Raw genomic sequence first — 22,705 nt, 5'->3', positions numbered from 1 at the left:
CGGCCCGCTCGCGGCGGAGCCGGTCGACGCCCCGGCGGCCGAGGTCGCCGCGACCGGATCGGTCGGCTGCTCGCCCTCGTCGAGCGGCGCGCCGCGCAGGCGCTCCCTTCGCAGGGTGACCGCCGACCAGACCGCGCGCACCGCGCCGAGCGCCATGAACACGGCGGCGACGATCAGCCCCCAGCCGGTGCCGAACGGGATCAGGCCGACGGCGCCGCCGAGCACCCAGGCGACCATGAGCAGCGTCTCGGAGTGGGCGAACGCGCTGGCCCGGACCTGCTCGTCGGCGCGCTCCTGGATCGAGGCGTCGACGGCGAGCTTCGCCAGGCCGCTGGCGATGGCGGTGACCAGGCACAGCAGGGCGACCGCGCCCAGGGAGCCGCGGTCGGCGGCGATGAGCGCCACGAACGCGACCACGACGATGCCGACCGCCTGCAGCAGCGCCGGGCGGTGGATGCGCAGGCGGGTGCCGATCGCGGTGGCCAGGAACGAGCCGACGCCGAGCGCCGCGGCCACCACCACGACCGCCACCTGCTCGGTCAGCCGCCACGGGCCGAGGCCGACGGGGAGCGCCTTCTCCTTGATCGCGAATGCCAGGAACAGGGTCAGGAAGCCATACAGCGCCCGCAGGGTCGCGCTGCCGATGAGGGCGCCGACGACGAGCCGGCCCGACAGAACCTTGGCGCCGCGGTGGCTCGGCCGCTGCAGCACCCGGGGGACCTGCTCGGGCGGGTCGGAGTCGGCGCGCGGCGGCAGCCGCAGCGAGGTGACCATGCCGTAGAAGAAGACGACGACGGACAGCCGCAGCGGCCACTGCGGGCCGAACTGGGCCGCGGCCAGGCCGATCGGCAGCACGATGGCGCCGGCGAACGTGCCGAAGACGGAGGCGCGGGCCCCGGCCTCGGACAGGCCGAGCCCCTTGGGCAGCACGCGGGGCACGGCCGCGCTGCGGGCCACGCCATAGGCGCGGGAGAGCACCAGCATGCCGAACGCGGCCGGATAGAGCGCCCACCCGGTCAGGTGCTCGGAGATGAGGACCGCCAGGAACGCCCGGCCGAGCATCGTCGTGGCGAGCGCATAGCGGCGGCCGTGCCGGAACCGGTCGAGGACCGGCCCCACGATCGGGGCCAGCAGCGCGAACGGCAGCATCGTCACGATCAGGTAGAGCGCGACCCGGTCGCGGGCCTCACCGGCCGGCACCGAGAAGAAGATCGTGCCGGCGAGGCCGAGCGCGACCAGGGTGTCGCCGGCGCAGGACGCCGCGTGCAGGTCGAGCAGGCGCAGCATGCCGGTCTCGCCGCCGGCGCCGCGCTCGCGGACCCGCAGCAGGTTGCGCCCCACGAAGCGGCCGGCGCGGGCACCGCCGACGGTGGCGACCCGCGCTGCTCGCACGGTGGTCACCACGGTCTGCGCGACGCCTCGTATCACCGACATGCCCCCCATCCTGAACCATGGGTGCGACAGTTTCCGGCCATGCCGGGGCCGCCGTGCTCATCGGGCGTGGCGATGAGGAACAATGGAGGGGTGACAGCCTCGACTGCCCCGACCCGCTCCAGCGGCCGCGCGGGGAAGCCTGACCAGGTCTGCGCGGACGCCGTGGAGGTCGCCCGCCTTGGGCTCGACGTGGTCGACCCCGACCACGTCGGTGAGCATCTGGGCGTGGTGGCCGAAGGCGACCGGCTCGTCACCCACTTCTTCGCCTGTGGCCTGCCCGGCTACCGGGGCTGGCGCTGGGCAGTGAGCGTCACCCGGATCCCGCGCAGCAAGCAGGTCACGATCTGCGAGTCGACGCTGCTGCCGGGGCCCGACGCGCTGCGCGCACCCGAGTGGGTGCCGTGGCAGGAGCGCCTGCAGCCCGGTGACCTGGGCGTGGGCGATCTGCTGCCGACGCCGCCGGACGACCCGAGGCTGGCGCCGGGTTACGTACAGTCGGATGATCCGGCAGTCGAGGAGACCAACTGGGAGCTCGGTCTCGGCCGCGTGCGGGTGCTGTCGCGCGAAGGCCGCCTCGACGCCGCGCAGCGCTGGTATGACGGCGACCGGGGCCCGAACGCACCGATCTCCGTCGCCGCGCCGTCGGCCGCCCGGTGCGGCTCGTGCGGGTTCTACCTGCAGTTGGCCGGGGCGTTGCGGCAGTCGTTCGGGGTGTGCGGCAACGAGTACGCGCCCGACGACGCCCAGGTCGTCTCGGTCGACCACGGCTGCGGCGCGCACTCCGAGGTGCTGGTCGAGCAGGTCCAGACGGTCGACGAGCTGCCGACGGTGTTCGACGACAGCGAGGTCGAGTCGGTGTCGGTGAGCCGGGCGCACGGGTCGGTCGACGAGACCGAGCCCGCCGAGCCCTATGGTCACGGCTGAGTCCGGTTACCGGGAGCGGCCGTCGCGGATTCCAGGCGCGACGGTGTGGCGGCGTCGCACCGGCGTGAGCGAGCAGGTCAGGGTCCTGCCCGACGGCTGCATGGACGTGATCCACTACGGCGGCCGGCTGCTCGTCGCCGGTCCGGACACCTTCGCTCAGCTGGGCGTCAGTCCGGTCGGTCGCACGTACACGGCGATCCGTTTCGGCCCGGGCACCGCACCGGGCGTGCTCGGTGTCCCCGCCGACGAGCTGCGGGACCAGCGGGTGCCGCTGTCGGCGCTGTGGCCGCAGGCGCGGGTCAGGCGGCTCACCGAGCAGCTCGACGAGGCCGATGACCCCGCTGCCCTGCTTGAGGCGGCATTCGCCAGGAACGACAAACCGGACGAGCCGTGGGTGCGCGCGGTGGTCGGGCGGGTCAGGGCGGGCTGCTCGATCGCGGAGATCGCCGCCGATGTCGGTCTCAGCGAGCGGCAGCTGCACCGCCGTGGTCTGATCCTGTTCGGGTACGGGCTGAAGACCCTCTCCCGCATCCTCCGCCTCAACGCGGCACTCGAGCTGGCCCGCGGCGGGATGCCGTTCGGCGCGGTGGCGGCCGGCACCGGCTACGCCGACCAGGCCCACCTCTCCCGTGAGGTGAAGGCGCTGGCCGGCGCGCCGTTGCGCGAGGTCATCGGATAGTGCTGTAGAGATCGACCCCGTTGCCGTCGGGGTCGTGCAGGACGGCGTAGCGCATGCCCCAGAAGGCGTCCCAGGGTGCGAGGTGGCCGTCGTACCCCGCGGAGATCATCATGTCGTAGACCTTGTCGACCTCGGCGGGCGTGTCGCACTCGAAGCCGACGGCCGAGCGCCCACCGCCGGCCGGCGGCGACCATTCGGGGTCGAACGAGCGGATGGTGTCCTCGGTGTCCCAGCAGATCCGCATGCCGCTGGGCAGCGTGCACTCGGCGTGCGGCGCGGCGTCCTGCTCGGCCGGGATGTCCAGCCCGAGCAGCCGGTAGAAGGCCAGTGACCTGGGCATGTCGGCCACCACGAGGCCGATGTAGTTGAGTGTGGGTGCCATGCCCGAAGGTTAGGCGCCGCCGGCCGCTCCGGTCTTGAAGGAATCGGACGCCGCCCGCCGCCGCCTGCGGTTGCGGTCGTGCACGACCATCGTCAGCCCGCCCGGGATGCCCCACAGCACGCCCGCCACGGCGATGCCGAACCAGTTGCCGTGGCCCGCCTCGGCCAGCTCGTCGCGGAACGGCAGCATCACGAGCGCCGCGATGATCCACAGACCGATCCCGGCGAGGGCGAAGGGCACCATCGGCGGGTCGAGCGGCTTCGGCTGGCTGGTCACGCCGCACACGGTACTCCCGTGATCACCGACACAAGTCGTTAGCCAAGCTTATTAGATAAGCTAACGATTGTGATGATGGTCCGCACCCCCAAGATCACCGGCGCCCAGCTCGCGGCGGCGCTGCGCGACAGCATCACCAGACTCAACCGCCGCCTGCGTCAGGCCCGGCCCATCGGCGACCTGACCATCACCCAGCTGTCCGCATTGACCAGCCTCGAACTCCACGGCGCGCTCACCCCGCGCGAGCTGGCCGACGCCGAGCGGGTGCAACCCCCCACGTTGACCAAGATCGTGGCGAAGCTGGAGGAGCGCGGCCTGGTCCAGCGCACCCCGCACCCGACCGACGGCCGGCAGGTCATCCTGGCCGCGACCGAGTCCGGCCGGGCCGTGATCGTCGAGCACCGCCGCGCCCGCGACGAGTGGCTGGCCAGGCAGCTCGCCGCGCTCACCCCCGAGGAGCGCGAGACGCTCGGAAAGGCGGCCGAGATCCTCGGCCGAATAGGCCGCAACGCATGACCGTCTTCGGTTCGCTGAAGGTCCGCAACTACCGGTTGTTCACCACCGGACAGCTCGTCAAACTCCTCGGCACCTGGATGATGGTCGTCGCGCAGGACTGGCTCGTGCTGCAGCTGTCCGACAACTCGCCGACCGCGCTGGGCATCGTGACCGCCCTGCAGTTCACGCCCGTGCTGTTGTTGACATTGTACGGCGGGCAGCTCGCCGACCGGTTCGACAAGCGCCGGCTCCTGCTGATCGCCAACTTCGCGTCCGCCCTGGTCGCGGGCCTGCTCGGCGGGCTGGTCGTGGCGGGCGTCGTGACCCTGTGGTGGGTGTTCGTCACGGCGGCGCTCTTCGGCGTGGTCAGCGCGATCGAGACGCCGGTGCGGCAGGCGTTCGTCTCCGAGCTCGTCGGCCCGGAGCTGCTGCCCAACGCGCTGTCGCTGTCCGCCGCCACGTTCAACTCCGCGCGGATCGTCGGGCCGGCGATCGCCGGGCTGATCATCGCGCTGCTGCACGACCGTACCGGCCCGATCTTCCTCATCACCGCTGGGCTGTGCCTGGCGCCGCTGGTGGGACTGTCACGGATGCGCACGTCGGAGCTGTTCCGCGTGGACCGGCCGCCCGTCGCGGCGAGCGATGCCCGTACCATCGACGGACTGCGCTACGTGCAGCGCCGCCCTGATCTCAGTCTGGCGATCCTGCTGGTCCTGGTCGTCGGGCTCTTCGGCTTCAACTTCCAGCTCACCCTCGCCGTGCTGGCGAAGGTCGAGTTCAACGCCGACGCGAAGTACTTCGGCCTGCTCACCACCGCGCTCGCCATCGGTGCGCTGGCCGGCGCGCTCGCCAGCTCCCGGCGCCGGGCGCGCCCGTCGGCCTACGCGGTGCTCGCGGCCGCCGTGCTGTTCGGCGGGTTCGAGACGCTCGTCGGGTTCGCACCCACGTTCGTCACGGCGGTAGCACTGCTCCTGCCCACCGGCTTCTTCATGATCTACTTCGCGCAGGCCGCCAACCAGCGCGTCCAACTCGGCACCGACCCGGAGTTCCGCGGCCGGGTCATGGCCATGTACGTCCTGGTCTTCCTCGGCAGCACGCCGCTGGGCGCGCTGATCATCGGGTGGTGCGCCGAGCGGTACGGGCCGCGCTCCGGCATCTGGGTCGGCGGGCTGGTGTCGGTCCTCGCCACGCTGGTCATGGCCGCCCTGCAGCTGCGCAAGGTCGGCGGGAAGGTGAGCGTCCACCTGCGCCCCAGCCCTCACCTGCACGTGTTCGAGCCGGCCCGCAAGGACACCCCGGCGTTCGAGCTGCGGGTGCCCGCCGTTCGCTGATTTTTTGTCGTACCCATGTGGTTAGGTCGCGGGCATGGAGCGATCGCGATTGCTGGAATGTCTTGCGGCCGATCATGCGCGGCTTCGGGAGGTCGGCGCGTCGGACCTGACCGCCGCGGTGCCGAGCTGTCCCGGCTGGACCGTCGCCGACCTGGTCAGACACGTGGCCGAGGTCTACCTGCACAAGGCCGAGTGCATGCGCCTCAACGCCTTCCCGGACCCGTGGCCACCGGCAGGGCTGGAGTCGGTGGGCCCGATCGAGCTGCTCGACCGCGGCTATGCCGAGCTGACCGGCGAGTTCGCCGCCCGTGATGCCGCCGCCCCGTCACGCACCTGGCACGAGCCCGACCAGACGGTCGGCTTCTGGATCCGGCGGATGGCGCAGGAGACGGTGATCCACCGCATCGACGCCGAGCTGGCCCGCGGGGTGCCGATCGCCCCGATCCCCGAGGACCTGGCGATCGACGGGATCGACGAGGTGCTGAAGCTGTTCGTCGGTTACGGGTCGCACGCCTGGCTGGAGGACTTCACCCCGGTCCTGGCGGGCGCGAAGGGCCGCACGGTGATCGTCGGCGTCGACGGCGGGCCGGGCTGGCTGGTCCGCACGGAGACGACCGGCGTCGAGGTCACCGACGCCAACCCGGCGACCGCCGCCTCGACCCCCGTGGACGCCACGGTCAGCGGCAGCGCCACGGGGGTGCTGCGCTGGCTGTGGGCCCGCGAGTCCCCGGGCGTCTCCGAAGCCGTCGTCGAGGGCGACGAGACCACCCTGACGGAGCTGCGCAACCTGCTGACCGCCTCGACCCAGTAGCCGCGGTCGTGGTGGCCGGGGCAGGTCGGTTCATCTCCATCGGCTGGTTGCGTTGGCTGGGCTTCAAGAGGTCGGTGCGGGAAGCGTGCGTTGGATCGGCTGGCCGACGGGGGCGGCCGATCCAACGGGTGACCGCCTGATCCTCTGGAAGCTTTCGAGCGAGGGCAACACGCCGAGACGGCCGGCCGCGGTTCGGGCAGCGGCAGTCGGGGCTGGCGGCGGCACGGGTGGCACCGGCCGTTCGGCGCCTGTTGGGCGGGTGTCTGTTCGGTGTTCTGGCGGGCGGCGCTTACTGGCGCGCCTGCCGGGCGGTGTCTGTTCGGGGCGTCTGCCGGGTGAGTAGCGGCGGGCGGGCACCTCCCGGGGGCTGGTGTGGTGGGGTTGGCGAGGGGCGATCCGGTGGCAGCGAGGGGTGCCACCGGCTCGACCCGGCGCGGCGGCGTTGCAGCCCGGCCATCAGTCGCGCCCGCTCGGGCATCGGCGCTGCTCGTCTGCGTTCGCTCGGCGACGGGCTGCGGCCAGTCCTGCACCGGTGGCGCGGGGCCGTGTCGCGCCTCGACTGACTTGCGTCGCGTCCGCGGCCGGAGCAGCGCTCGACCGTCGGCACCGGCGTCGGTCGAATCCGGTCCGGTGTGGCGGTGCGCCGCTGTCACCTGCAGCTTTGTTCCGCTCGTTGATCCAGTTCGGCCGGTGCAGCCACGCGCCATCGGATCGTGAGGGGGTGGGCGTCGCAGAGGGGTTGGTTGCGAGTCGGTGCCGAAGTTGGGGTGATCGGTGGCGGTCGCTGCGCGTGCGGGCTTAGCCTCAGGGGGTGGGCGTGCTGCACGGCCTGCTGGTCGTCGGCGCCATAGGGCTGATCGCCGTGGCGCCGTGTCTTGTCTGCCTGCTGCTCATCTCGGCGGACGAGGCGGTCGAGCGGGTCGGGCGGGTGATCAGGCGGATCGGCAGGAAGCTGGTCCGGCGCAAGGCGCCCGAGGCCGGGTGGCGCGACGGGCCGGTGCGGCGCTGGTGGCACCTGAGCTGGGCCGGGCGGGCGCTGCACACGGTGGCCGCCGCGCCGCCGCCGGTGCCTAGCGGGCCGCCGATCGAGCAGCTCGCGGGGGACCTGCGCCGGCTCAACCGGCTGCGGATGGGGGTCGCGACCAGGTCGCCGGTCTGGTTCAACGCGGTGCAACGGGCCTATGACGAAGCGTTGCGGGTCGCGTGCGGGCAGCTCGGGATCGACCAGTACCTTGACGAGGTGAGCGGGGTCGACCTGGAGGTTGAGCGGTTGCGGGTCGAGGGTGAGCTGCAGCGGGCGGGGCTGGCGTTGCGCGACACGAAGACCGGGCTGCGGTGAGGTTGTTCATCGCGGCGTACCTGCCGGCGGCGGTCGAGCGGCACTTCGCGCGGATGGTGGACACGCTCGCGGTGGCCAGGCCGATGCCGGAGGGGCGGTCGCTGCGGCTGGCGCCGGTGGAGCAGTGGCACATGACGCTCGCGTTCCTCGGTGAGGTCGACGACGCGCGCAGGGACGACGCGGTCGAGGTCATGGGCGCGTTGCCGGTGGACAGGCCGGTGGTGCGGATCGCCGGGGGCGGGACGTTCGGGCGGGGGAAGTTCACCACGCTGGTCGCGAACGTCGACGGGGACGTGGCGCCGCTCGGCGACGCGGTGCGGAAGCTGCTCAAGCGGCGCCGGCTGCCGTTCGACCGCAAGCCGTTGCAGCCGCACGTCACGATCGCCCGGCCGGGGGACCGGCTGCCGGCGGCGGACGTGGCCGCCGACCTGGAGGTCCTGCGCGCCTATGCGGGACCGGAGTGGGTCGTCGACGACGTGCGGCTGATGAAGAGTGAGCTCGGGCCGCGGCCGACCTACGAGGTCCTGGCCACGGCCCGAGCCGACGAACGAATCGCCGACCGGCACAACCCCGCCGAACACGAGCGCCGCTGATCGGCTTCGGAGCGGCGGGCCGGCCGGAGCCCCGGAGCTTCTCATGCTCGTTGCCGCTGGCACTGCCAGATGTCGGCGTGCGGCACCCTCACGCGCCGCCGGGCAAGGTTCAGATGGTGATCACCGTCGCGCCGGCCGGACCACCGTGGTGATCCAAGTCGCGCCCTGGCCGTCTGGACGACCACGACACGACTTCGATCAACCAGGCAAGATCAACCAGGCAAGATCACAAGCGGGCCCGGCACTGGATCGGCCACGTGCCGCGACCCGCACCGCAGCCGCAGCGGCAGCAGCGGCAGCAGCGGAAACTACCAGGCCCACGCCTCGGGACCCGGGCCGCCGTTGCCCACCGGCGGGAACAGCTCGTCGAGCCGCTGCAGCGTCGCCTCGTCCAGCGACACCTCCAGCGCGCCGAGCGTCGAGTCGAGCTGCTCGATCGTGCGCGGCCCGATGATCGGGGCAGTCACGCCGTCCTGCGCCAGCAGCCAGCCCAGCGCCAGGTTCGACGGGTCGACTGCGATCGAGGCGGCGAGCTTCTCGTACGCCTCGATCGCGGCCCGGTGCTTCTCCAGGCCCTCCGCGGCGCGGCCCTCGCTGGAGCGGCCGGCCGATCCCGCGGCGGCCTTCGCGATGGCGCCGCTGAGCAGGCCGCCGTGCAGGGGCGACCAGGGGATGACGCCCAGCCCGTACTGGCGGGCGGCGGGCAGCACCTCCAGCTCGACGGTGCGGGCCAGCAGGTTGTAGATGCACTGCTCGGCGACGAGGCCGAGGAAGTGCCGCCGGCTCGCGGACTCCTGCGCCTGCGCGATGTGCCAGCCGGCGAAGTTCGACGAGCCGACGTACAGCACCTTGCCCTGCGCGACGAGGACCTCCATCGCCTGCCAGATCTCCTCCCACGGCGTGCTGCGGGAGATGTGGTGCATCTGGTACAGGTCGATGTGGTCGGTCTGCAGCCGCTTCAGCGAGGCGTCGGCCTCGGCGATGATGTGCCGCGCGGAGAGGCCCTGGCCGTTGGGCCACTCCTGCATCTTGCCGTAGACCTTGGTGGCGAGGACGACCTTCTCGCGCCGGCCGCCGCCCTGGGCGATCCAGCGGCCGATGATCTGCTCGGTGACGCCCTCGCCCAGCTTCCAGCCGTAGACGTTGGCGGTGTCGAAGAAGTTGATGCCGTGGTCCAGGGCCCGGTCCATGATCGCGAAGCTGTCGGGCTCGCTGGTCTGCGGCCCGAAGTTCATGGTGCCGAGGCACAAGCGGCTGACCGACAGGCCGGTCCGCCCGAGGTTGGTGTACTCCATGTACCCCAACCTAGCCAGGATCAGCTGGTCTCGCGGGCCGCCGAGGGTGCTCCGCCGAACAGCACGTCGTCCCAGCTCGGCAGGCGCTTGCGCGGCTTGTCGGCCGCGGTCGGCTGGTCGGGGGCGCCACCGGCGGCCGACGGCGTGTTGCGCCGGGGGCGGAGCACCGCCAGCGACGGCACCGCCGGGATCTCCTTGCTCTGGTCGCTGTCGTCGTCGAACGGCGAACGGCCGATCAGCGCGGCGGCGCCGCGGGCCCGGTTCTCACCCTGCGCGACCGGAGCGGGCGCCGGCGCCGGCTCGTCGCCGGGGGCGGCGCCCAGCGGGCGGTCGAGCGAGGCGAGCAGCGCGTCCCGGCCGGCCCGGATCGGGTCGTTGGTCAGCCCGCCCAGGCCGCGGCCGCCGGGGCGGCGCTCCGGCTGGACGTTGGACGGGCGGATCAGATCGTGCCCGCCGCTGCCGTGCCGCAGCGGGTCGGGGCGCGCGCCGAGGTCGCCGCGGCTGGTCTCGCCGCGGCTGGGCAGGGTGCGGTCCGGCGTCGGCGGCTCCTGGCCGAGCACGTGCGGGGCCCGCTCGGTGCACAGGTACTGCGCCATGTCGTCGTGCGGGGCGACCTGCTGGCGGGCCTTGTCGAGCTCCCACACGGCCTGCGCGGTCGCTTTGCCGCTCGGCCACGTCGCGGTGATCCGCCACGTGCCGTCCTCGCGCCGGTACGCATCCCAGGAGATCTTCTCGGTGTCGATACCGTGCTGGCCGAGGCGCGCGTCGACGACCTCCGCCAGGGACGAGCCCTTCTCGGAGGTCTTCAGCCGGGTACGGCGGGCGTGCTGGGCGAGCATGGCCCGCTCCTGCAGGACCGGGCCGGCGTAGCGCAGGACGCGGTCGACGGGGACGCCGGCGACCCGGGCGACCTCCTCGGCGGACTCGCCGGAGCGGATGCGGGCCTGGATGTCGCGCGGCGCGAGCTGCGACGCGGCGGTCTCCATCGTCGCGGCCGGGTGGCTCTGGTCGGGGCGCAGGGCGCTGTGCACCCGCTCGTCGATCGGGAGCGCGAGCAGTCGGCCGACCTCATCGGCGAGGACGAACGCTTGGCCGTCCTCGGAGAGGGCGACGAATCGCACAGGCCGCATAGCGTGCCTCCGTCCCACCCGCATCGGCGCCGACTTTCCCGGCACCACTCGGTCACAGTACGCGTAACCCTAGCTGGAACGAAGCGTGCCGCGCCGACAGAAAAGCAAACAACGGTGCCCGCCACCTGAGCAAACAGGCGGCGGGCGGCCGATGGCACGGATCAGAGACGCTCGATGACGTAGTCGATGCAGGCCGTCAGCGCCTCGATGTCGGCCGGGTCGACGGTCGGGAACATCGCGATGCGCAGCTGGTTGCGGCCGAGCTTGCGGTACGGGTCGGTGTCCACGATCCCGTTGGCGCGCAGCACCTTGGCCAGGGCGGTCGCGTCCACGGAGTCGGCGAAGTCGATCGTGCCGACCACGTTGGAGCGCACCGTGGTGTCGGTCACGAACGGCGTGGCGACCGGCGAGCGCTCGGCCCAGCCGTACAGGACGGACGCCGACTCGGCGCTGCGCTTGGTGGCGAAGGACAGGCCGCCACCGGCGAGCATCCAGTCGACCTGCTCGGCGGTGAGGAAGATCGTCGACAGCGCCGGGGTGTTGTAGGTCTGCTCCAGCCGCGAGTTGTCGATCGCCGTCTGCAGGTCGAAGAAGTCGGGGATGTACCGGCCGGACTCCTTGATCTCCGCGACGCGGGCGATCGCGGCCGGCGACATGATCGCGATCCACAGCCCGCCGTCGGAGCCGAAGCACTTCTGCGGGGCGAAGTAGTAGACGTCGGTCTGCGACACGTCGACGTCCAGGCCACCGGCGCCGGAGGTGGCGTCGGTCAGCACCAGCGCGCCCTCGTCGGCGCCCTCAACCCGCCGGACCGGCACTGAGACGCCGGTCGAGGTCTCGTTCTGCGGGGAGCAGTACGCGTCGACGCCGGCCTCGGCGCGCAGGAACGCGGCGGTGCCGGGGTCGGCCTTGACGATCGTGGGATCGCCGATGAACGGTGCCTTCTTCGCGGCGCTGCCGAACTTCGCGCCGAACTCGCCGAAGCTGGCGAACTGCGCGCGGTCGCGGATCAGGCCGAAGACCGCGATCTCCCAGAACGCGGTGCTGCCGCCGTTGCCGAGGACGACCTCGTAGCCGTCGGGGAGGCTGAACAGCTCGGCGAAGCCGCGCCGCAGCCGGGCGACCTCGTCGCGGACGGTCTTCTGCCGGTGGCTGGTGCCGAGGTAGGAGGTCGCGACACCGGCGAGGGCCTGCACGGCCTCGGGCCGGACCTTGCTCGGGCCTGAGCCGAAGCGGCCGTCGGCGGGCTTCAGCTCATCGGGAATGCGGATGTCGGCCATGGGTACTCCGGGATGCGGCGGCGGGCGGGCAGGTGCGGGTACCCCGCGAATCCTGCCACTTCCGCCGCCGTCATCCGGGACGATTACTCACGCAGGGCGATGAGCGTCACATCAGGGCGGACCAGCCCTCGACGTCCTGCGGCCTGCGGGGGCCGGGACCCACGTACGTGGCGGACGGCCGGACCAGGCGGCCCAGCTGCTTCTGCTCGAGGATGTGCGCGCTCCACCCGGCGACCCGGGCGCAGGTGAACATCGACGTGAACATGTGCGCCGGGACCTCGGCGAAGTCGAGCACGACGGCGGACCAGAACTCGACGTTGGTGGCCAGGACCCGGTCAGGGCGGCGGGCGTGCAGCTCGGCGAGGGCCGCCTTCTCCAGGGCCTCGGCGATCTCGAAGCGCGGCGCGCCGAGATCCTTGGCGGTGCGGCGCAGCACGCGGGCGCGGGGGTCCTCGGCGCGGTAGACGCGGTGGCCGAAGCCCATGAGGCGCTCGCCGCGGTCCAGGACGCCCTTGACGTAGCTCTCGGCGTCGCCGCTGCGCTCCACGGCCTCGATCATGCCCAGCACGCGGGAGGGCGCGCCGCCGTGCAGCGGGCCGGACAGCGCGCCGATGCCGGAGGAGATGCAGGCCGCAGCGTCGGCGCCGGTGGAGGCGACGACCCGGGCGGTGAACGTGGAGGCGTTCATGCCGTGCTCGGCGGCGGAGATGAAGTAGGCGTCGACGGCCTTGACGTGCCGCGGGTCGGGCTCGCCGCGCCAGCGGCGCATGAACCGCTCGACGATCGTGTCCGCCTTGTCGATCTCCTTCTGCGGCACGGCCGGCAGGCCCAGGCCGCGGGCGGCCTGCGCGACGAACGACAGGGCGGTGACGCTGACCCGGGCGAGGTCTTCGCGGGCCTGCGTGGTCTCGATGTCCAGCAGCTGGCCGAGGCCCCAGTAGGGGGCCAGCATGGCCACGGCGGACTGCACGTCCACCCGGATGTCGCCGGAGTGCACCGGTACGGGGAACGGCTCGGCGGGCGGCAGACCGGGGCCGAACTTGCCGTCGACCAGCAACGCCCAAACGTTGCCGAACGACACCTGGCCGATGAGATCCTCGATGTCGACGCCGCGATAGCGCAGCGCGCCGCCTTCTTTGTCGGGCTCCGCAATCTCGGATTCGAAGGCGATGACGCCCTCGAGTCCCGGCTTGAAATCGGACATCTCGCACTCCTGCTGGTTCGGGGGTGTCTGACTAGGTTTGTTACCCGCCAATGGTCCCTTTGACATCTTTTGACATCTTCGCCCCGCCGGGGTGTCGGTACCGACTGAACGGTGACTCAGATGTGTCCTACGTGACACATCTTCACGCATCTGTAATCGCCGCAGGGAGGATGTGAGCGTGAGCCCCAGCACATCACCGCAAGATTTGTCGCGGATGCGCAACGAGTACACCGGGGAACTGAGCGAGCAAGGGCTCGCCGGGACCTGGCTGGAACAGTTCGCCACCTGGTTCGCCGATGCCGTCGAGGCGGGCCTGCCCGAGCCCAACGCGATGCTGCTGGCGACCGCCGACGGCACCGGCCGGCCGAGCGCGCGCACGGTGCTGCTCAAGGGGTACGACCAGCGCGGATTCACGTTCTTCACCAACTACGAGTCCCGCAAGGGGCAGGACCTCGCGGCCAACCCGCGGGCCTCGCTGGTGTTCCCGTGGTACCCGCTGCACCGCCAGGTGATCGTCAACGGCTCGGTGGAGAAGGTGTCCCGCGAGGAGACCGAGGAGTACTTCGCCGTCCGGCCGCACGGCGCGCAGGTCGGCGCGTGGGCGAGCCCGCAGTCGCGGGTCATCGGCTCCCGCGACGAGCTGCGGGCGCGGGTGGCCGAGATCGAAGCCCGCCCCGGTCCCCTGACGGCGCCGCCGCACTGGGGCGGGTTCCGGGTCAGCCCCGACGAGGTCGAGTTCTGGCAGGGCCGGGAGAGCAGGCTGCACGACCGGCTGCGGTACACCGGCGGCCGCGTCGAACGGCTCGCCCCGTGAGCGGTCCGGAGCGTAGCGGAGGGGCCGCGAACCATGGGCTCAGTTTTGGCTCGCGGCGGCGCCGGAGCGTAGCGGAGGTGGCGGCGTGAGCGGTCCGCAGCGTAGCGGAGGGGCCGGTCACCATGAGCACTGCTGTGGCTCGCCCGGCCGGGGCGGGGCGGAGGGCGGGTGAGCCTGCAGGAGAGCCTGCGCAAGCACGTGATCGACGTCCGGCCGCTGCGGCACGTGGCCTACCGGCGCCTCTTCGTGGGCAACGCGGTGTCCTTCTTCGGCGTCCAGTTCACCGCGGTCGCCGTGCCGGTGCAGGTGTACGACATCACCAGGTCGGCGCTGTGGGTCGGCGTCGCCAGCTTCGTCGGCCTGGTGCCGCTCATCGTGTTCTCGATCTGGGGCGGCGCGATCGCCGACGCGTTCGACCGGCGCAAGGTCCTGCTCACCAGCTCGACGCTGATGTGGCTGACCACGATCGCGCTGCTCGCGCAGGCCGTCCTGCATGTGGACGACCCGTACCTGATGCTCGCCCTGATCGCGGCGCAGTCGGCGGCGTTCGGCGTCAACAGCCCGGTCCGGCAGGCGATCATCCCGGCGCTGATCGGCGACGGCGAGGTCGCCGCGGCCAACACGCTGAGCTTCACCGCCTCCAGCGTCTCGACGATCTTCGGGCCGGTCGGCGCCGGCCTGGTCATCGCCTCGGCCGATTTCTCCGTCGCGTACGCCGTCGACGCGGTGCTCTTCACGATCGTGTTGTGGGCGGCGATGCGGCTGCCGGCGCTGCCGCCCGCGGGGGTGGCCAAGACGACCGGCGGGCTCCGCGACATCCGCGCCGGCCTGCGGTTCCTCGCCGGCTCCAAGCTGATCCTGCTGACCTTCGCCATCGACATCGCCGCGATGGTCCTGGCGATGCCGAAGGCGCTGTTCCCGGTCGTCGCCGACCAGCGCTACGGTCCGGCGTCGCTGGGCTGGCTGTACGCGTCGATCGCCATCGGCTCGACCCTCGCCGGTCTCACGTCCGGGTGGATCGGGCGGGTCCACCGGCGGGGCGTCGCGCTCGTGCTCGCCGTCGTCGGCTGGGGGCTCGCCGTCGCGGCCGCCGGCGCGGTGCCGTGGCTGTGGGCGTGTGTAGCTTTCATGGCCGTGGCCGGGGCGGCCGACATGGTCAGCGGCGTGTACCGCCAGACGGTGCTGCTCAGCGCGCCCGACGAGATGCGGGGCCGGCTGCAGGGCGTGTTCTTCGCCGTGGTGGCCGGAGGTCCACGTCTGGGTGACCTTCGCGCCGGCTCCGTGGCCGACGCGACCAGCGCAACCTTCTCCTGGGTCAGCGGCGGGATCGCCGCCGCCGCGGTGGCCGTCCTGCTCGGCCTGACGTCTCCGGTCCTCCTTCGGTACACCGACCGCTCGGACTGACGATATTGTCGCGGCCATGGACACCGTTGCCGCCGCGCAGCTTTCGCACGCCCCTTCGGGTACACAGTGGACGATCACCTCGGGCGGCCACGAGGCCGTCATCGTCGAGGTCGGCGGTGGCGTGCGCAGCTATACCGTCAACGGGGCCGACGTGATCGCCGGCTTCGCCGAGGACGAGCGCGCGATCGGCTCCGCCGGGCAGGTCCTCGCCCCCTGGCCCAACCGCATCCGCGACGGGCAGTTCGCGTTCGGCGGCGACCACCTGCAGCTGCCCCTCACCGAGCCCGAGCGGCACAACGCCATCCACGGCCTGGTCAACTGGGCCCGCTGGCGGCTCGTCGACGCCGCGCCCGACAGCGTGACCGTCGAGCACGACCTGGTGCCGCAGCCGGGGTACCCCTGGCCGCTGCGCCTGCGCACGACCTGGTCCGTCGGCGAGGACGGGCTGCGCGCCGAGCACGAGGCCACCAACGTCGGCGCCCAGCCGGCCCCGTTCGGGCTGGCGACGCACCCGTACGTGCTGGTGCCGGGCGTGCCGGTGGACGACCTGACGCTCAAGGTGCCCGCCCGCAGCCGGCTGCTGGTCGATGCGCGGCTGCTGCCGATCGGCGCGGCCCGGGTCGCCGGCACCGAGTACGACTTCGTGGAGGGCCGCCGGCTCGGCAGCACGATCCTCGACACGGCGTTCGGCGAGGTGGAGACCGACGCCGACGGCGGCTCGCAGGTCACCGCCACCGCCCCCGACGGCCGCGGCGTCACGGTCTGGGCCGACTCGTCCTTCGGCTGGTGGCAGGTGTACTCCTCCGACACGCTGCCTGCCGATCGGCTGCGCAAGGCCCTGGCCATCGAGCCGATGACGTGCCCGCCCGACGCGTTCCGGTCCGGCCGTGATGTGGTGACCCTGGAGCCGGGAGCGTCCTGGCACGGGGTATGGGGGATCCGTGGAACTGTCTGAGGCGATCCGCCGGCGGCGGATGGTGCGCAACTACGACGCGTCGCGTCCGGTGGACCCGGCGCTCGTCGACAAGCTGCTGGGGTACGCGGTGCACGCCCCCTCGGCGGGGTTCTCGCAGGGCTGGGAGTTCCTGGTCCTGACCACCGAGGAGGAGCGGGCGAGGTTCTGGGCGGCGACCACGCCCCCGGAGTCCGGTCTGACCTCCTGGCTGGAGGGCATGAGCCGGGCGCCGGTGATCGTCGTGCCGCACAGCCACCGCGACGCCTACCTGGACCGCTACGCCGAGCCCGACAAGGGCTGGTCCGACCGGGACGAGGCCCGCTGGCCGGTGCCCTACTGGCACATCGACACCGGGATGGCCAGCCTGCTGGTGCTGCTGGGCGCGGTCGACGAGGGCCTCGGCGCGTGCTTCTTCGGCATCCCGCCGGCGTCCGACGCGGCGTACCGGGAGGCGTTCGGCGTGCCGCCGCAGTACACCCCGATCGGCGCCATCACGATCGGCTACCGGGCCGCGGACGCGAAGTCACCCTCACTCAAACGGGGTCGCCGGGAGTCGCAGACCGTCACCCACCGCGGACGCTGGGGCGCCAACGCCGATTTGTGACAACGCTCGGCGTCGGTTCTGTCGCACCGGGTCGGTACCCTGGCAGCGTCAGGGGGGTGACGTTCATGATCTTCAAGGCGGTCCGCGACGGTCGGCCTTATCCGGAACATGGGCTGACGCTGAAACAGTGGTCCGAGATCCCGCCGCGCCCGGTGCGGCTCGACCAGCTCATCACCACCAAGCGGGAGCTGGCGCTGGACAAGCTGCTCGCGGAGGACTCGACGTTCTACGGCGACCTGTTCCCGCACGTGGTCCAGTGGGAGAACGGGTTGTATCTCGAGGACGGGCTGCACCGCGCCCTGCGCGCGGCGCTGCAGCAGCGCACGTCGATCCACGCGAGGGTGCTGCAGGCGTGACGTGGGCTCCGGCCGGTGGGTGTTCTGGCCACCGACCGGAGCCGGCTCGGCCGGGCGGGCGGCTCGCCACCGGCCGGGAATGCCTGCGTGGTGAGCGCGACCGCGGTGACCGGTTCATCCGTGGCCTCCGGACGCCTTGGGCGGCGGCTGACTTACAGTGTTAGTTGTGACGACCCGGCCGCTGGACCTGCTTGACGTCGACGCGCTGCACTCGGAAGAGGAGCTGGCGATCCGCGCCGTGGTGCGGCGCATCGTCGACGACCACGTGCGGCCCAATGTGGCGCAGTGGTACGAGCGGGGCCAGGTGCCGGTCCGCGACCTCGCCAAGGAGTTCGCCTCCGTCGGGCTGCTCGGCATGCACCTGACGGGGCACGGGTGCGCGGGCGCCAGCGCCGTCGCGTACGGGCTCGCGTGCCTGGAGCTGGAGGCCGGCGACTCCGGCGTGCGCAGCCTCGTCAGCGTCCAGGGCTCGCTCGCCATGTACGCGATCTGGAAGTACGGCTCCGCCGAGCACAAGGACCGCTGGCTGCCTGGCATGGCCGCCGGGGACCTCATCGGCTGCTTCGGCCTGACCGAGCCCGACCACGGCTCCGACCCCGGTTCGATGACCACCCGGGCCCGCCGCGACGGCGACGACTGGATCCTCGACGGCACCAAGATGTGGATCACCAACGCGCCGGTCGCCGACGTGGCGGTCGTTTGGGCGCGCACCGAGGCGGGGATCAACGGGTTCGTCGTGCCGATGGACACGCCCGGCGTGACCGCCCGGGAGGTCAAGCACAAGCTGTCGCTGCGCGCCTCCTGCACCGGCGAGATCGTCCTGGACGGGGCCCGGCTGCCCGCCGCCGCGCTGCTGCCGGCGGCGAAAGGGCTGAAGGCGCCGCTGTCGTGCCTGACCGAGGCGCGGTACGGCATCGTCTGGGGCGCGCTCGGCGCCGCCCGTGACAGCCTGCACACCGCCCTGGACTACGCGGGCGCGCGCGAGCAGTTCGGCCGGCCGATCGCCGGGTTCCAGCTGACCCAGGCGAAGTTCGCCGACGCCGCCGTCGAGCTGCAGAAGGGGTACCTGCTGGCGGTGCACCTCGGCCGGCGCGCCGACGCCGGGGTGCTGCGGCCGGAGCAGGTCAGCGTCGGCAAGCTCAACAACGTCCGGGAGGCCCTCGCCATCGCCCGGCAGTGCCGGACCATCCTCGGCGCCAACGGCATCAGCGCCGAGTATCCGGTCATGCGGCACGCCGCGAACCTGGAGACGGTGCTCACGTACGAGGGCACCTCGGAGATCCATCAGCTGGTCATCGGGCAGAAGCTGACCGGCCTCGCCGCGTTCGGCTGAGATCGATTCGCCGCGCTTTGCGGACCCCTCTACCGTGATAGGCAGGAGATCCTCCCGGAGGAGTCAGCATGGCCCGCAACGACGACACCGTGACCCCCGACGACTCGGACGACGTGCCGACGCAACGGCGCGCATCCGACCCGAGCACTGCCGAATACCCCGAGATCACCTCCGGGCCCGCTGACCCCGCGCCGACCTCCGGCAAGGGCTGGTCGCCGAAGATCGGCGACCGGATCGACCCGCGCGAGCGGCCGGAGCGGGACGCACCGGTGATCGTGAAGACCGGCGGCGGCGCGATGCGCGGCCTGTTCTGGCTCGTCGCCACGATCGGGCTGGTCGTCGCGCTGGTGCTGGGCGCCAAGACGATCGGGCTGTTCCCCGACCTGAAGAACCCGTTCGCGGAGGAGCAGACCGACCGCAGCGGCCCCGCCCTGCTCAAGTCTGTGCAGGACCTCAGCCAGTATGTCGCCGCCGAGGGCAACTTCGAGGTCATCGTCGACGTGCAGAAGGACCGCAAGTACATCCCGGACTTCCTGCTCAACGAGCGGATCCTGTTCGTGGCCGCCGGGTCGGTGGAGGTCTACGTCGACTTCGCCGGGATCGGCCAGGGCGCGGTGAAGGAGTCCGACGACCGGCGCACGGTGGAGATCACGCTGCCGGCGCCGCAGCTGCGCCCGGTGCGGATCAACAACGACCGCAGCTACGTCTACCAGGAGGACCGCGGCCTGTTCAACCGGCTGGCGGACGCGTTCAAGTCCGACCCGAACCGGCTCCAGGAGGTCTACAAGCTCTCCGAGGAGAAGATCGGCGCGGCCGCCAAGGAGGCCGGCCTGGGCAAGCGCGCGGAGGAGAACACCCGCAAGATGCTGCAGCAGTTCCTCGGGGCACTCGGATACACGTCGGTGATCGTAAACTTCCCCGCGTCATAGCGGCTGCGTGCGCCGCAAACGTCCCCGCCGGTAGTCGCGCGGTAACACGCTGAACATTGGTCATTTACCCGATGGACCAACTTGCGTGCCCCTCGTCACAGTACTTGACTCGGGGTAACTGAGTTATCCGCGAACTGCACTTGCTGACCTGGGGCGGAGGTGACGGTGGCTACCGTCGCACTCAAAGATGTGATGAAGGTTTTCGCCGACGGCACGGTGGCCGTCGACCGAGTGAACCTCGACGTGGGACAGGGCGAGTTCATGGTGCTCCTCGGCCCCAGCGGCTGCGGGAAGTCGACCCTGCTGCGCATGGTCGCGGGGCTCGAGGACCCCACCTCGGGCGCGATCATGCTCGACGGTGACCTGGCCAACGATCTCCCGCCACGGGAGCGCGGTGTGGCGATGGTCTTCCAGGACTTCGCCCTGTACCCGCACATGACCGTGGGGGAGAACATCGGCTTCCCGCTGCGGCTGTCCGGTGTGGACCCGGAGCCGCGGGCCGAGCAGGTCGCCGAGGTGGCCAGCGCGCTGGGCATCGGTGACGTGCTGGCCCGCAAGCCCGGGCAGCTGTCCGGTGGCCAGCGCCAGCGGGTCGCGATGGGCCGCGCCATCGTGCGCCGGCCGAAGCTCTTCCTCATGGACGAGCCGCTGTCCAACCTGGACAGCGGCCTGCGGGCGGAGCTGCGCGCCGAGATCTCCGGCCTGGTCCGCGAGCTGGGCGTCACCACCATCTACGTCACGCACGACCAGGCCGAGGCGCTCACCATGGCGGACCGGGTCGCGATCCTGCGCAAGGGCGTCCTGCAGGACGTCGGCACCCCCACGCAGGTGTACGGCCGGCCAGCGACGCTCTACGTCGCCGCGTTCCTCGGCAGCCCCAGGATGAACCTGCTCGAGGCCGAGGTGTACGTGCACCTCGACCGGCACATCGCGCTGCACATGGGCGACCAGGTGCTGCACCTGCCGTGGAACGACCTGCGCTCGCGTCAGGTCGCGCACTTCCACGGCGAGCGGATCGTCATCGGCGTGCGGGCCGAGGCGCTCACCCCCGTGCCGGACACGACCGGCGGCGACGTGCTGCGCGGCCGGATCCGGTACCTGGAGCACCACGGCCACGAGTCGCTCGCGTTCCTCGACATCGGCGCGACCGCGGTGATCGTCGACGAGATCGGCGCGCCGCCGACCGACATCCCGGTCAACGGCGGCGGGTTGCGCCGGTTCGTCGGCAAGCTCACCGGCCGCGGCGGCGCCGACGACCTGGAGCTGGTCGGCTCCGGCAACGGCCGGAGCTCCGGACGCCGCGCGGCCCAGCGCGACAGCGTCCTGAGCGACCCGGGTCGGCACCACCGCCGTCCGGCGGAGCTCGCGGTGCGCCTGGCGCCGTACCCGGCGGTTACGCATGGTCACCCGCTGACCGTCGCCGTGCGTATGGAAGCACTGCACTTTTTCGACGAAAGAGGACAACGTATCGACGTGGGGTGGCGCTGAGTGACGTCGCTGCTCTAGCCTGCGGCGATCTGGCCCTCCAACGTAGGGGAATACGCTGATGGCAGCCCACGGCACGACAGGCACCAGCGGACAACCCGGCAGCGGACTGCTCATCATCGAGCGGATCCTCCGCGACCGGGACTCGATCTGGCGGCAGATCGGCGAGGAGCGCGACCTCGGCAAGCTCACGTTGCAGATGCTTACCAGCTCGGTGCTGGCGCTCGCCTGCTACGGCGCGGTCCTCGGCGCTTCGCACAGCTTTGCCCAGGCGGGTCTGTCGGCGCTGAAGCTGCCCCTGCTGTTCCTGATGACGCTGGCGATCTGCCTGCCGACGCTGTACCTGTTCAACCTGGTGTTCGGCGCCAGGCTGCAGGTCCGGCAGGCGCTCGCCCTCGTCATGGTCACCATCACGGTGACCGCGGTGCTGTCGCTGGCGTTCGCGCCGATCAGCCTGTTCTTCCTGCTCACGGCGTTCAGCTACTCGTTCTACAAGATCCTCAACGTGGCGATCCTGACGATGACCGCCTTCGTCGGGCTCAAGTTCCTCACCAGCGGCATGCACGCGCTGAACGCCCACACGGCGGCCGCCGCGGCGGCGCGGCGCGAGCAGCAGGAGACCGAGGCGAGCGCCCTCGCCGCCCTCGCCGCCCCGTCCGCCGACGCGCCGGTGTCGCCCGCGCCGGCCGGCTCGACCGACGACGTGGCCGACGCGGAGGGCGGCGGTGCGGTTGTCCCGGCCGGGTCGGTGCCGGCCGGGCCCGTGGCGCAGCCGTCCAACGGAGCGGTCGCCACGGCGCCCGCCCCCGCGCCGGTGTTCGCGCCGAAGCAGCAGCCGCTGCTGCTGCCCGACGGCCGGTACGCCTACCCGGTGGCGCCGCCGCTGCCCGGTTACCGCGCCACCACCCCGGTCCCGGCGGCGCAGCTGCCGCCGGGCGAGCGGCCGGCCAGCATGACGCTGCTGCACGTGTGGATCCTGCTCTTCGGCTTCGTCGGCACCCAGCTGGCGTGGACGCTGCGCCCGTTCGTCGGCGAGCCGCACGAGCCGTTCCAGGTGTTCCGGCCGATCGAGGGCAACTTCTACGTCAACATCATCCACACGATCGGCGAGCTTTTCTGAGCCTTGCTACTTGTCGGTAACATCGGCGCATGACCCTTGACGCCAAGGCCTTGGCCGAGAATTTGACCGCCGCAGTACCGTTCGCGCGCACCGTCGGCATCGCGATCGCCGACGTGCGCGCGGACGGCGACGACATCAGCGCCACCGCCACGCTCCCCGACGAGGAGCGGCTGCACAACCACGTCGCCGGCCCGCACGCGGGCGCCATCTACACGCTCGGCGAGGTCGCCTCCGGCGCCGTGGTGATGGCGGCCTTCGGCGAGCACCTCGCGCTGGGCACCCCGCTCGCGGTGCGGGCGGACGTCGCGTACCGCAAGCTCGCCGCCGGGCCCGTCCAGGCCGTCGCGCGGCTCGGCCGTCCCGTGGCCGATGTCCTGGCCGAGCTGACCGCCGGCGGGCGCCCCGAGTTTCCCGTCGCGGTCGAGGTCACGCGCGCCGACGGGGCCGTGACCACCGAGATGACGGTCGTCTGGACCATCCGTCCCCATCGATGACAGGACCGTTAACTACTGGAAGGTTTCTTGACTATTAC

Annotated in this window: 23 protein-coding genes and 1 pseudogene; 17 read left to right on the top strand and 7 right to left on the bottom strand. The window is 72.0% G+C overall.

Going from position 1 to position 22,705, the window contains the following annotated elements; translation table 11 throughout:
* Positions 1-54: 54 nt before the first annotated feature.
* Positions 55-1,443: pseudogene (locus tag AB0H83_RS11540) on the bottom strand (MFS transporter); the annotation flags it as partial.
* Positions 1,444-1,506: 63 nt separating this feature from the next.
* Here AB0H83_RS11540 and AB0H83_RS11535 point away from each other — a divergent pair.
* On the top strand, positions 1,507-2,358 hold the full coding sequence (locus AB0H83_RS11535; protein ID WP_360090756.1) for a DUF3027 domain-containing protein: 852 nt from the start codon (positions 1,507-1,509) through the stop codon (positions 2,356-2,358).
* Positions 2,359-2,422: 64 nt separating this feature from the next.
* Positions 2,423-3,037, top strand: a complete 615-nt coding sequence (locus tag AB0H83_RS11530; protein WP_360090753.1) for a helix-turn-helix domain-containing protein — start codon at positions 2,423-2,425, stop codon at positions 3,035-3,037.
* Here AB0H83_RS11530 and AB0H83_RS11525 read toward each other — a convergent pair.
* Both AB0H83_RS11525 and AB0H83_RS11520 read right to left on the bottom strand, forming a co-directional pair.
* On the bottom strand, positions 3,027-3,419 hold the full coding sequence (locus AB0H83_RS11525; protein WP_360090750.1) for a VOC family protein: 393 nt from the start codon (positions 3,417-3,419) through the stop codon (positions 3,027-3,029). The two genes, AB0H83_RS11530 and AB0H83_RS11525, sit on opposite strands and share 11 nt — an antisense overlap.
* A 9-nt stretch (positions 3,420-3,428) precedes the next feature.
* Positions 3,429-3,662: a DUF2530 domain-containing protein gene (locus AB0H83_RS11520; protein ID WP_360091054.1), complete on the bottom strand. Its 234-nt coding sequence runs from the start codon at positions 3,660-3,662 to the stop codon at positions 3,429-3,431.
* A 108-nt stretch (positions 3,663-3,770) separates the two neighbouring features.
* Here AB0H83_RS11520 and AB0H83_RS11515 point away from each other — a divergent pair, with 108 nt between their 5' ends.
* The 5 genes from AB0H83_RS11515 to thpR all read left to right on the top strand — a co-directional run bounded on the left by AB0H83_RS11515 (position 3,771) and on the right by thpR (position 8,264).
* On the top strand, positions 3,771-4,211 hold the full coding sequence (locus AB0H83_RS11515; RefSeq protein ID WP_360090748.1) for a MarR family transcriptional regulator: 441 nt from the start codon (positions 3,771-3,773) through the stop codon (positions 4,209-4,211).
* The gene (locus AB0H83_RS11510; RefSeq protein ID WP_360090745.1) at positions 4,208-5,521 is read left to right on the top strand and encodes an MFS transporter; all 1,314 of its coding nucleotides are present in this window, start codon (positions 4,208-4,210) and stop codon (positions 5,519-5,521) included. The genes AB0H83_RS11515 and AB0H83_RS11510 overlap by 4 nt, the downstream gene beginning before the upstream one ends.
* Positions 5,522-5,555: 34 nt before the next feature.
* Positions 5,556-6,332 carry a maleylpyruvate isomerase family mycothiol-dependent enzyme gene (locus AB0H83_RS11505; RefSeq protein WP_360090742.1) on the top strand — a complete coding sequence of 259 codons (777 nt, stop codon included), beginning with the start codon at positions 5,556-5,558 and terminating at the stop codon, positions 6,330-6,332.
* 811 nt (positions 6,333-7,143) lie between these two features.
* Positions 7,144-7,671 carry a hypothetical protein gene (locus AB0H83_RS11500; protein ID WP_360090739.1) on the top strand — a complete coding sequence of 176 codons (528 nt, stop codon included), beginning with the start codon at positions 7,144-7,146 and terminating at the stop codon, positions 7,669-7,671.
* Positions 7,668-8,264 carry an RNA 2',3'-cyclic phosphodiesterase gene (gene thpR / locus AB0H83_RS11495; protein ID WP_360090736.1) on the top strand — a complete coding sequence of 199 codons (597 nt, stop codon included), beginning with the start codon at positions 7,668-7,670 and terminating at the stop codon, positions 8,262-8,264. The genes AB0H83_RS11500 and thpR overlap by 4 nt, the downstream gene beginning before the upstream one ends.
* A 308-nt stretch (positions 8,265-8,572) precedes the next feature.
* Here thpR and AB0H83_RS11490 read toward each other — a convergent pair whose 3' ends face one another.
* The 4 genes from AB0H83_RS11490 to AB0H83_RS11475 all read right to left on the bottom strand — a co-directional run bounded on the left by AB0H83_RS11490 (position 8,573) and on the right by AB0H83_RS11475 (position 13,173).
* The gene (locus AB0H83_RS11490) at positions 8,573-9,559 is read right to left on the bottom strand and encodes an aldo/keto reductase (RefSeq protein WP_360090733.1); all 987 of its coding nucleotides are present in this window, start codon (positions 9,557-9,559) and stop codon (positions 8,573-8,575) included.
* 20 nt (positions 9,560-9,579) lie between these two features.
* Positions 9,580-10,689, bottom strand: coding sequence for a septation protein SepH (gene sepH / locus AB0H83_RS11485; RefSeq protein WP_360090730.1), 1,110 nt, complete (start codon positions 10,687-10,689; stop codon positions 9,580-9,582).
* A 161-nt stretch (positions 10,690-10,850) separates the two neighbouring features.
* A complete protein-coding gene (gene serC, locus AB0H83_RS11480) occupies positions 10,851-11,969 on the bottom strand; it encodes a phosphoserine transaminase (protein WP_360090727.1) in 1,119 nt (372 codons plus the stop codon).
* A 106-nt stretch (positions 11,970-12,075) separates the two neighbouring features.
* Positions 12,076-13,173: a citrate synthase 2 gene (locus AB0H83_RS11475; RefSeq protein WP_360090724.1), complete on the bottom strand. Its 1,098-nt coding sequence runs from the start codon at positions 13,171-13,173 to the stop codon at positions 12,076-12,078.
* Positions 13,174-13,351: 178 nt separating this feature from the next.
* On the opposite strand from AB0H83_RS11475, the gene pdxH reads away from it, so the two are divergent.
* The 10 genes from pdxH to AB0H83_RS11425 all read left to right on the top strand — a co-directional run bounded on the left by pdxH (position 13,352) and on the right by AB0H83_RS11425 (position 22,667).
* Positions 13,352-13,987 (top strand): pyridoxamine 5'-phosphate oxidase, encoded by a 636-nt coding sequence (pdxH, locus tag AB0H83_RS11470; RefSeq protein WP_360090721.1) that lies wholly within the window; start codon positions 13,352-13,354, stop codon positions 13,985-13,987.
* A 168-nt stretch (positions 13,988-14,155) separates the two neighbouring features.
* Positions 14,156-15,391: an MFS transporter gene (locus tag AB0H83_RS11465; RefSeq protein ID WP_360090718.1), complete on the top strand. Its 1,236-nt coding sequence runs from the start codon at positions 14,156-14,158 to the stop codon at positions 15,389-15,391.
* A 16-nt stretch (positions 15,392-15,407) separates the two neighbouring features.
* A complete protein-coding gene (locus AB0H83_RS11460; RefSeq protein ID WP_360090715.1) occupies positions 15,408-16,346 on the top strand; it encodes an aldose 1-epimerase family protein in 939 nt (312 codons plus the stop codon).
* Entirely contained in the window at positions 16,333-16,950 is a 618-nt protein-coding gene (locus AB0H83_RS11455; RefSeq protein ID WP_360090712.1) for a nitroreductase family protein, read from the top strand. The genes AB0H83_RS11460 and AB0H83_RS11455 overlap by 14 nt, the downstream gene beginning before the upstream one ends.
* Before the next feature lie 65 nt (positions 16,951-17,015).
* Complete coding sequence (locus AB0H83_RS11450) at positions 17,016-17,306, top strand: type II toxin-antitoxin system VapB family antitoxin (RefSeq protein WP_033364898.1); 291 nt, start codon at positions 17,016-17,018, stop codon at positions 17,304-17,306.
* Between the two features lie 166 nt (positions 17,307-17,472).
* Positions 17,473-18,639 (top strand): acyl-CoA dehydrogenase family protein, encoded by a 1,167-nt coding sequence (locus AB0H83_RS11445; protein ID WP_360090709.1) that lies wholly within the window; start codon positions 17,473-17,475, stop codon positions 18,637-18,639.
* A gap of 68 nt (positions 18,640-18,707) precedes the next feature.
* Complete coding sequence (locus tag AB0H83_RS11440; RefSeq protein ID WP_360090706.1) at positions 18,708-19,568, top strand: DUF4230 domain-containing protein; 861 nt, start codon at positions 18,708-18,710, stop codon at positions 19,566-19,568.
* A gap of 165 nt (positions 19,569-19,733) precedes the next feature.
* Positions 19,734-21,056, top strand: a complete 1,323-nt coding sequence (locus AB0H83_RS11435) for an ABC transporter ATP-binding protein (protein ID WP_360090703.1) — start codon at positions 19,734-19,736, stop codon at positions 21,054-21,056.
* 58 nt (positions 21,057-21,114) lie between these two features.
* The gene (locus AB0H83_RS11430) at positions 21,115-22,173 is read left to right on the top strand and encodes a hypothetical protein (RefSeq protein ID WP_360090700.1); all 1,059 of its coding nucleotides are present in this window, start codon (positions 21,115-21,117) and stop codon (positions 22,171-22,173) included.
* Between the two features lie 29 nt (positions 22,174-22,202).
* Entirely contained in the window at positions 22,203-22,667 is a 465-nt protein-coding gene (locus tag AB0H83_RS11425; RefSeq protein WP_360090697.1) for a DUF4442 domain-containing protein, read from the top strand.
* Positions 22,668-22,705: the final 38 nt, after the last annotated feature.

It is taken from the genome of Dactylosporangium sp. NPDC050688 (assembly GCF_040654515.1).
Classification (GTDB): domain Bacteria; phylum Actinomycetota; class Actinomycetes; order Mycobacteriales; family Micromonosporaceae; genus Dactylosporangium.
The sequence above is the reverse complement of the archived record's forward strand: the minus strand, read 5'-3'. Positions and strand labels throughout refer to the sequence as shown.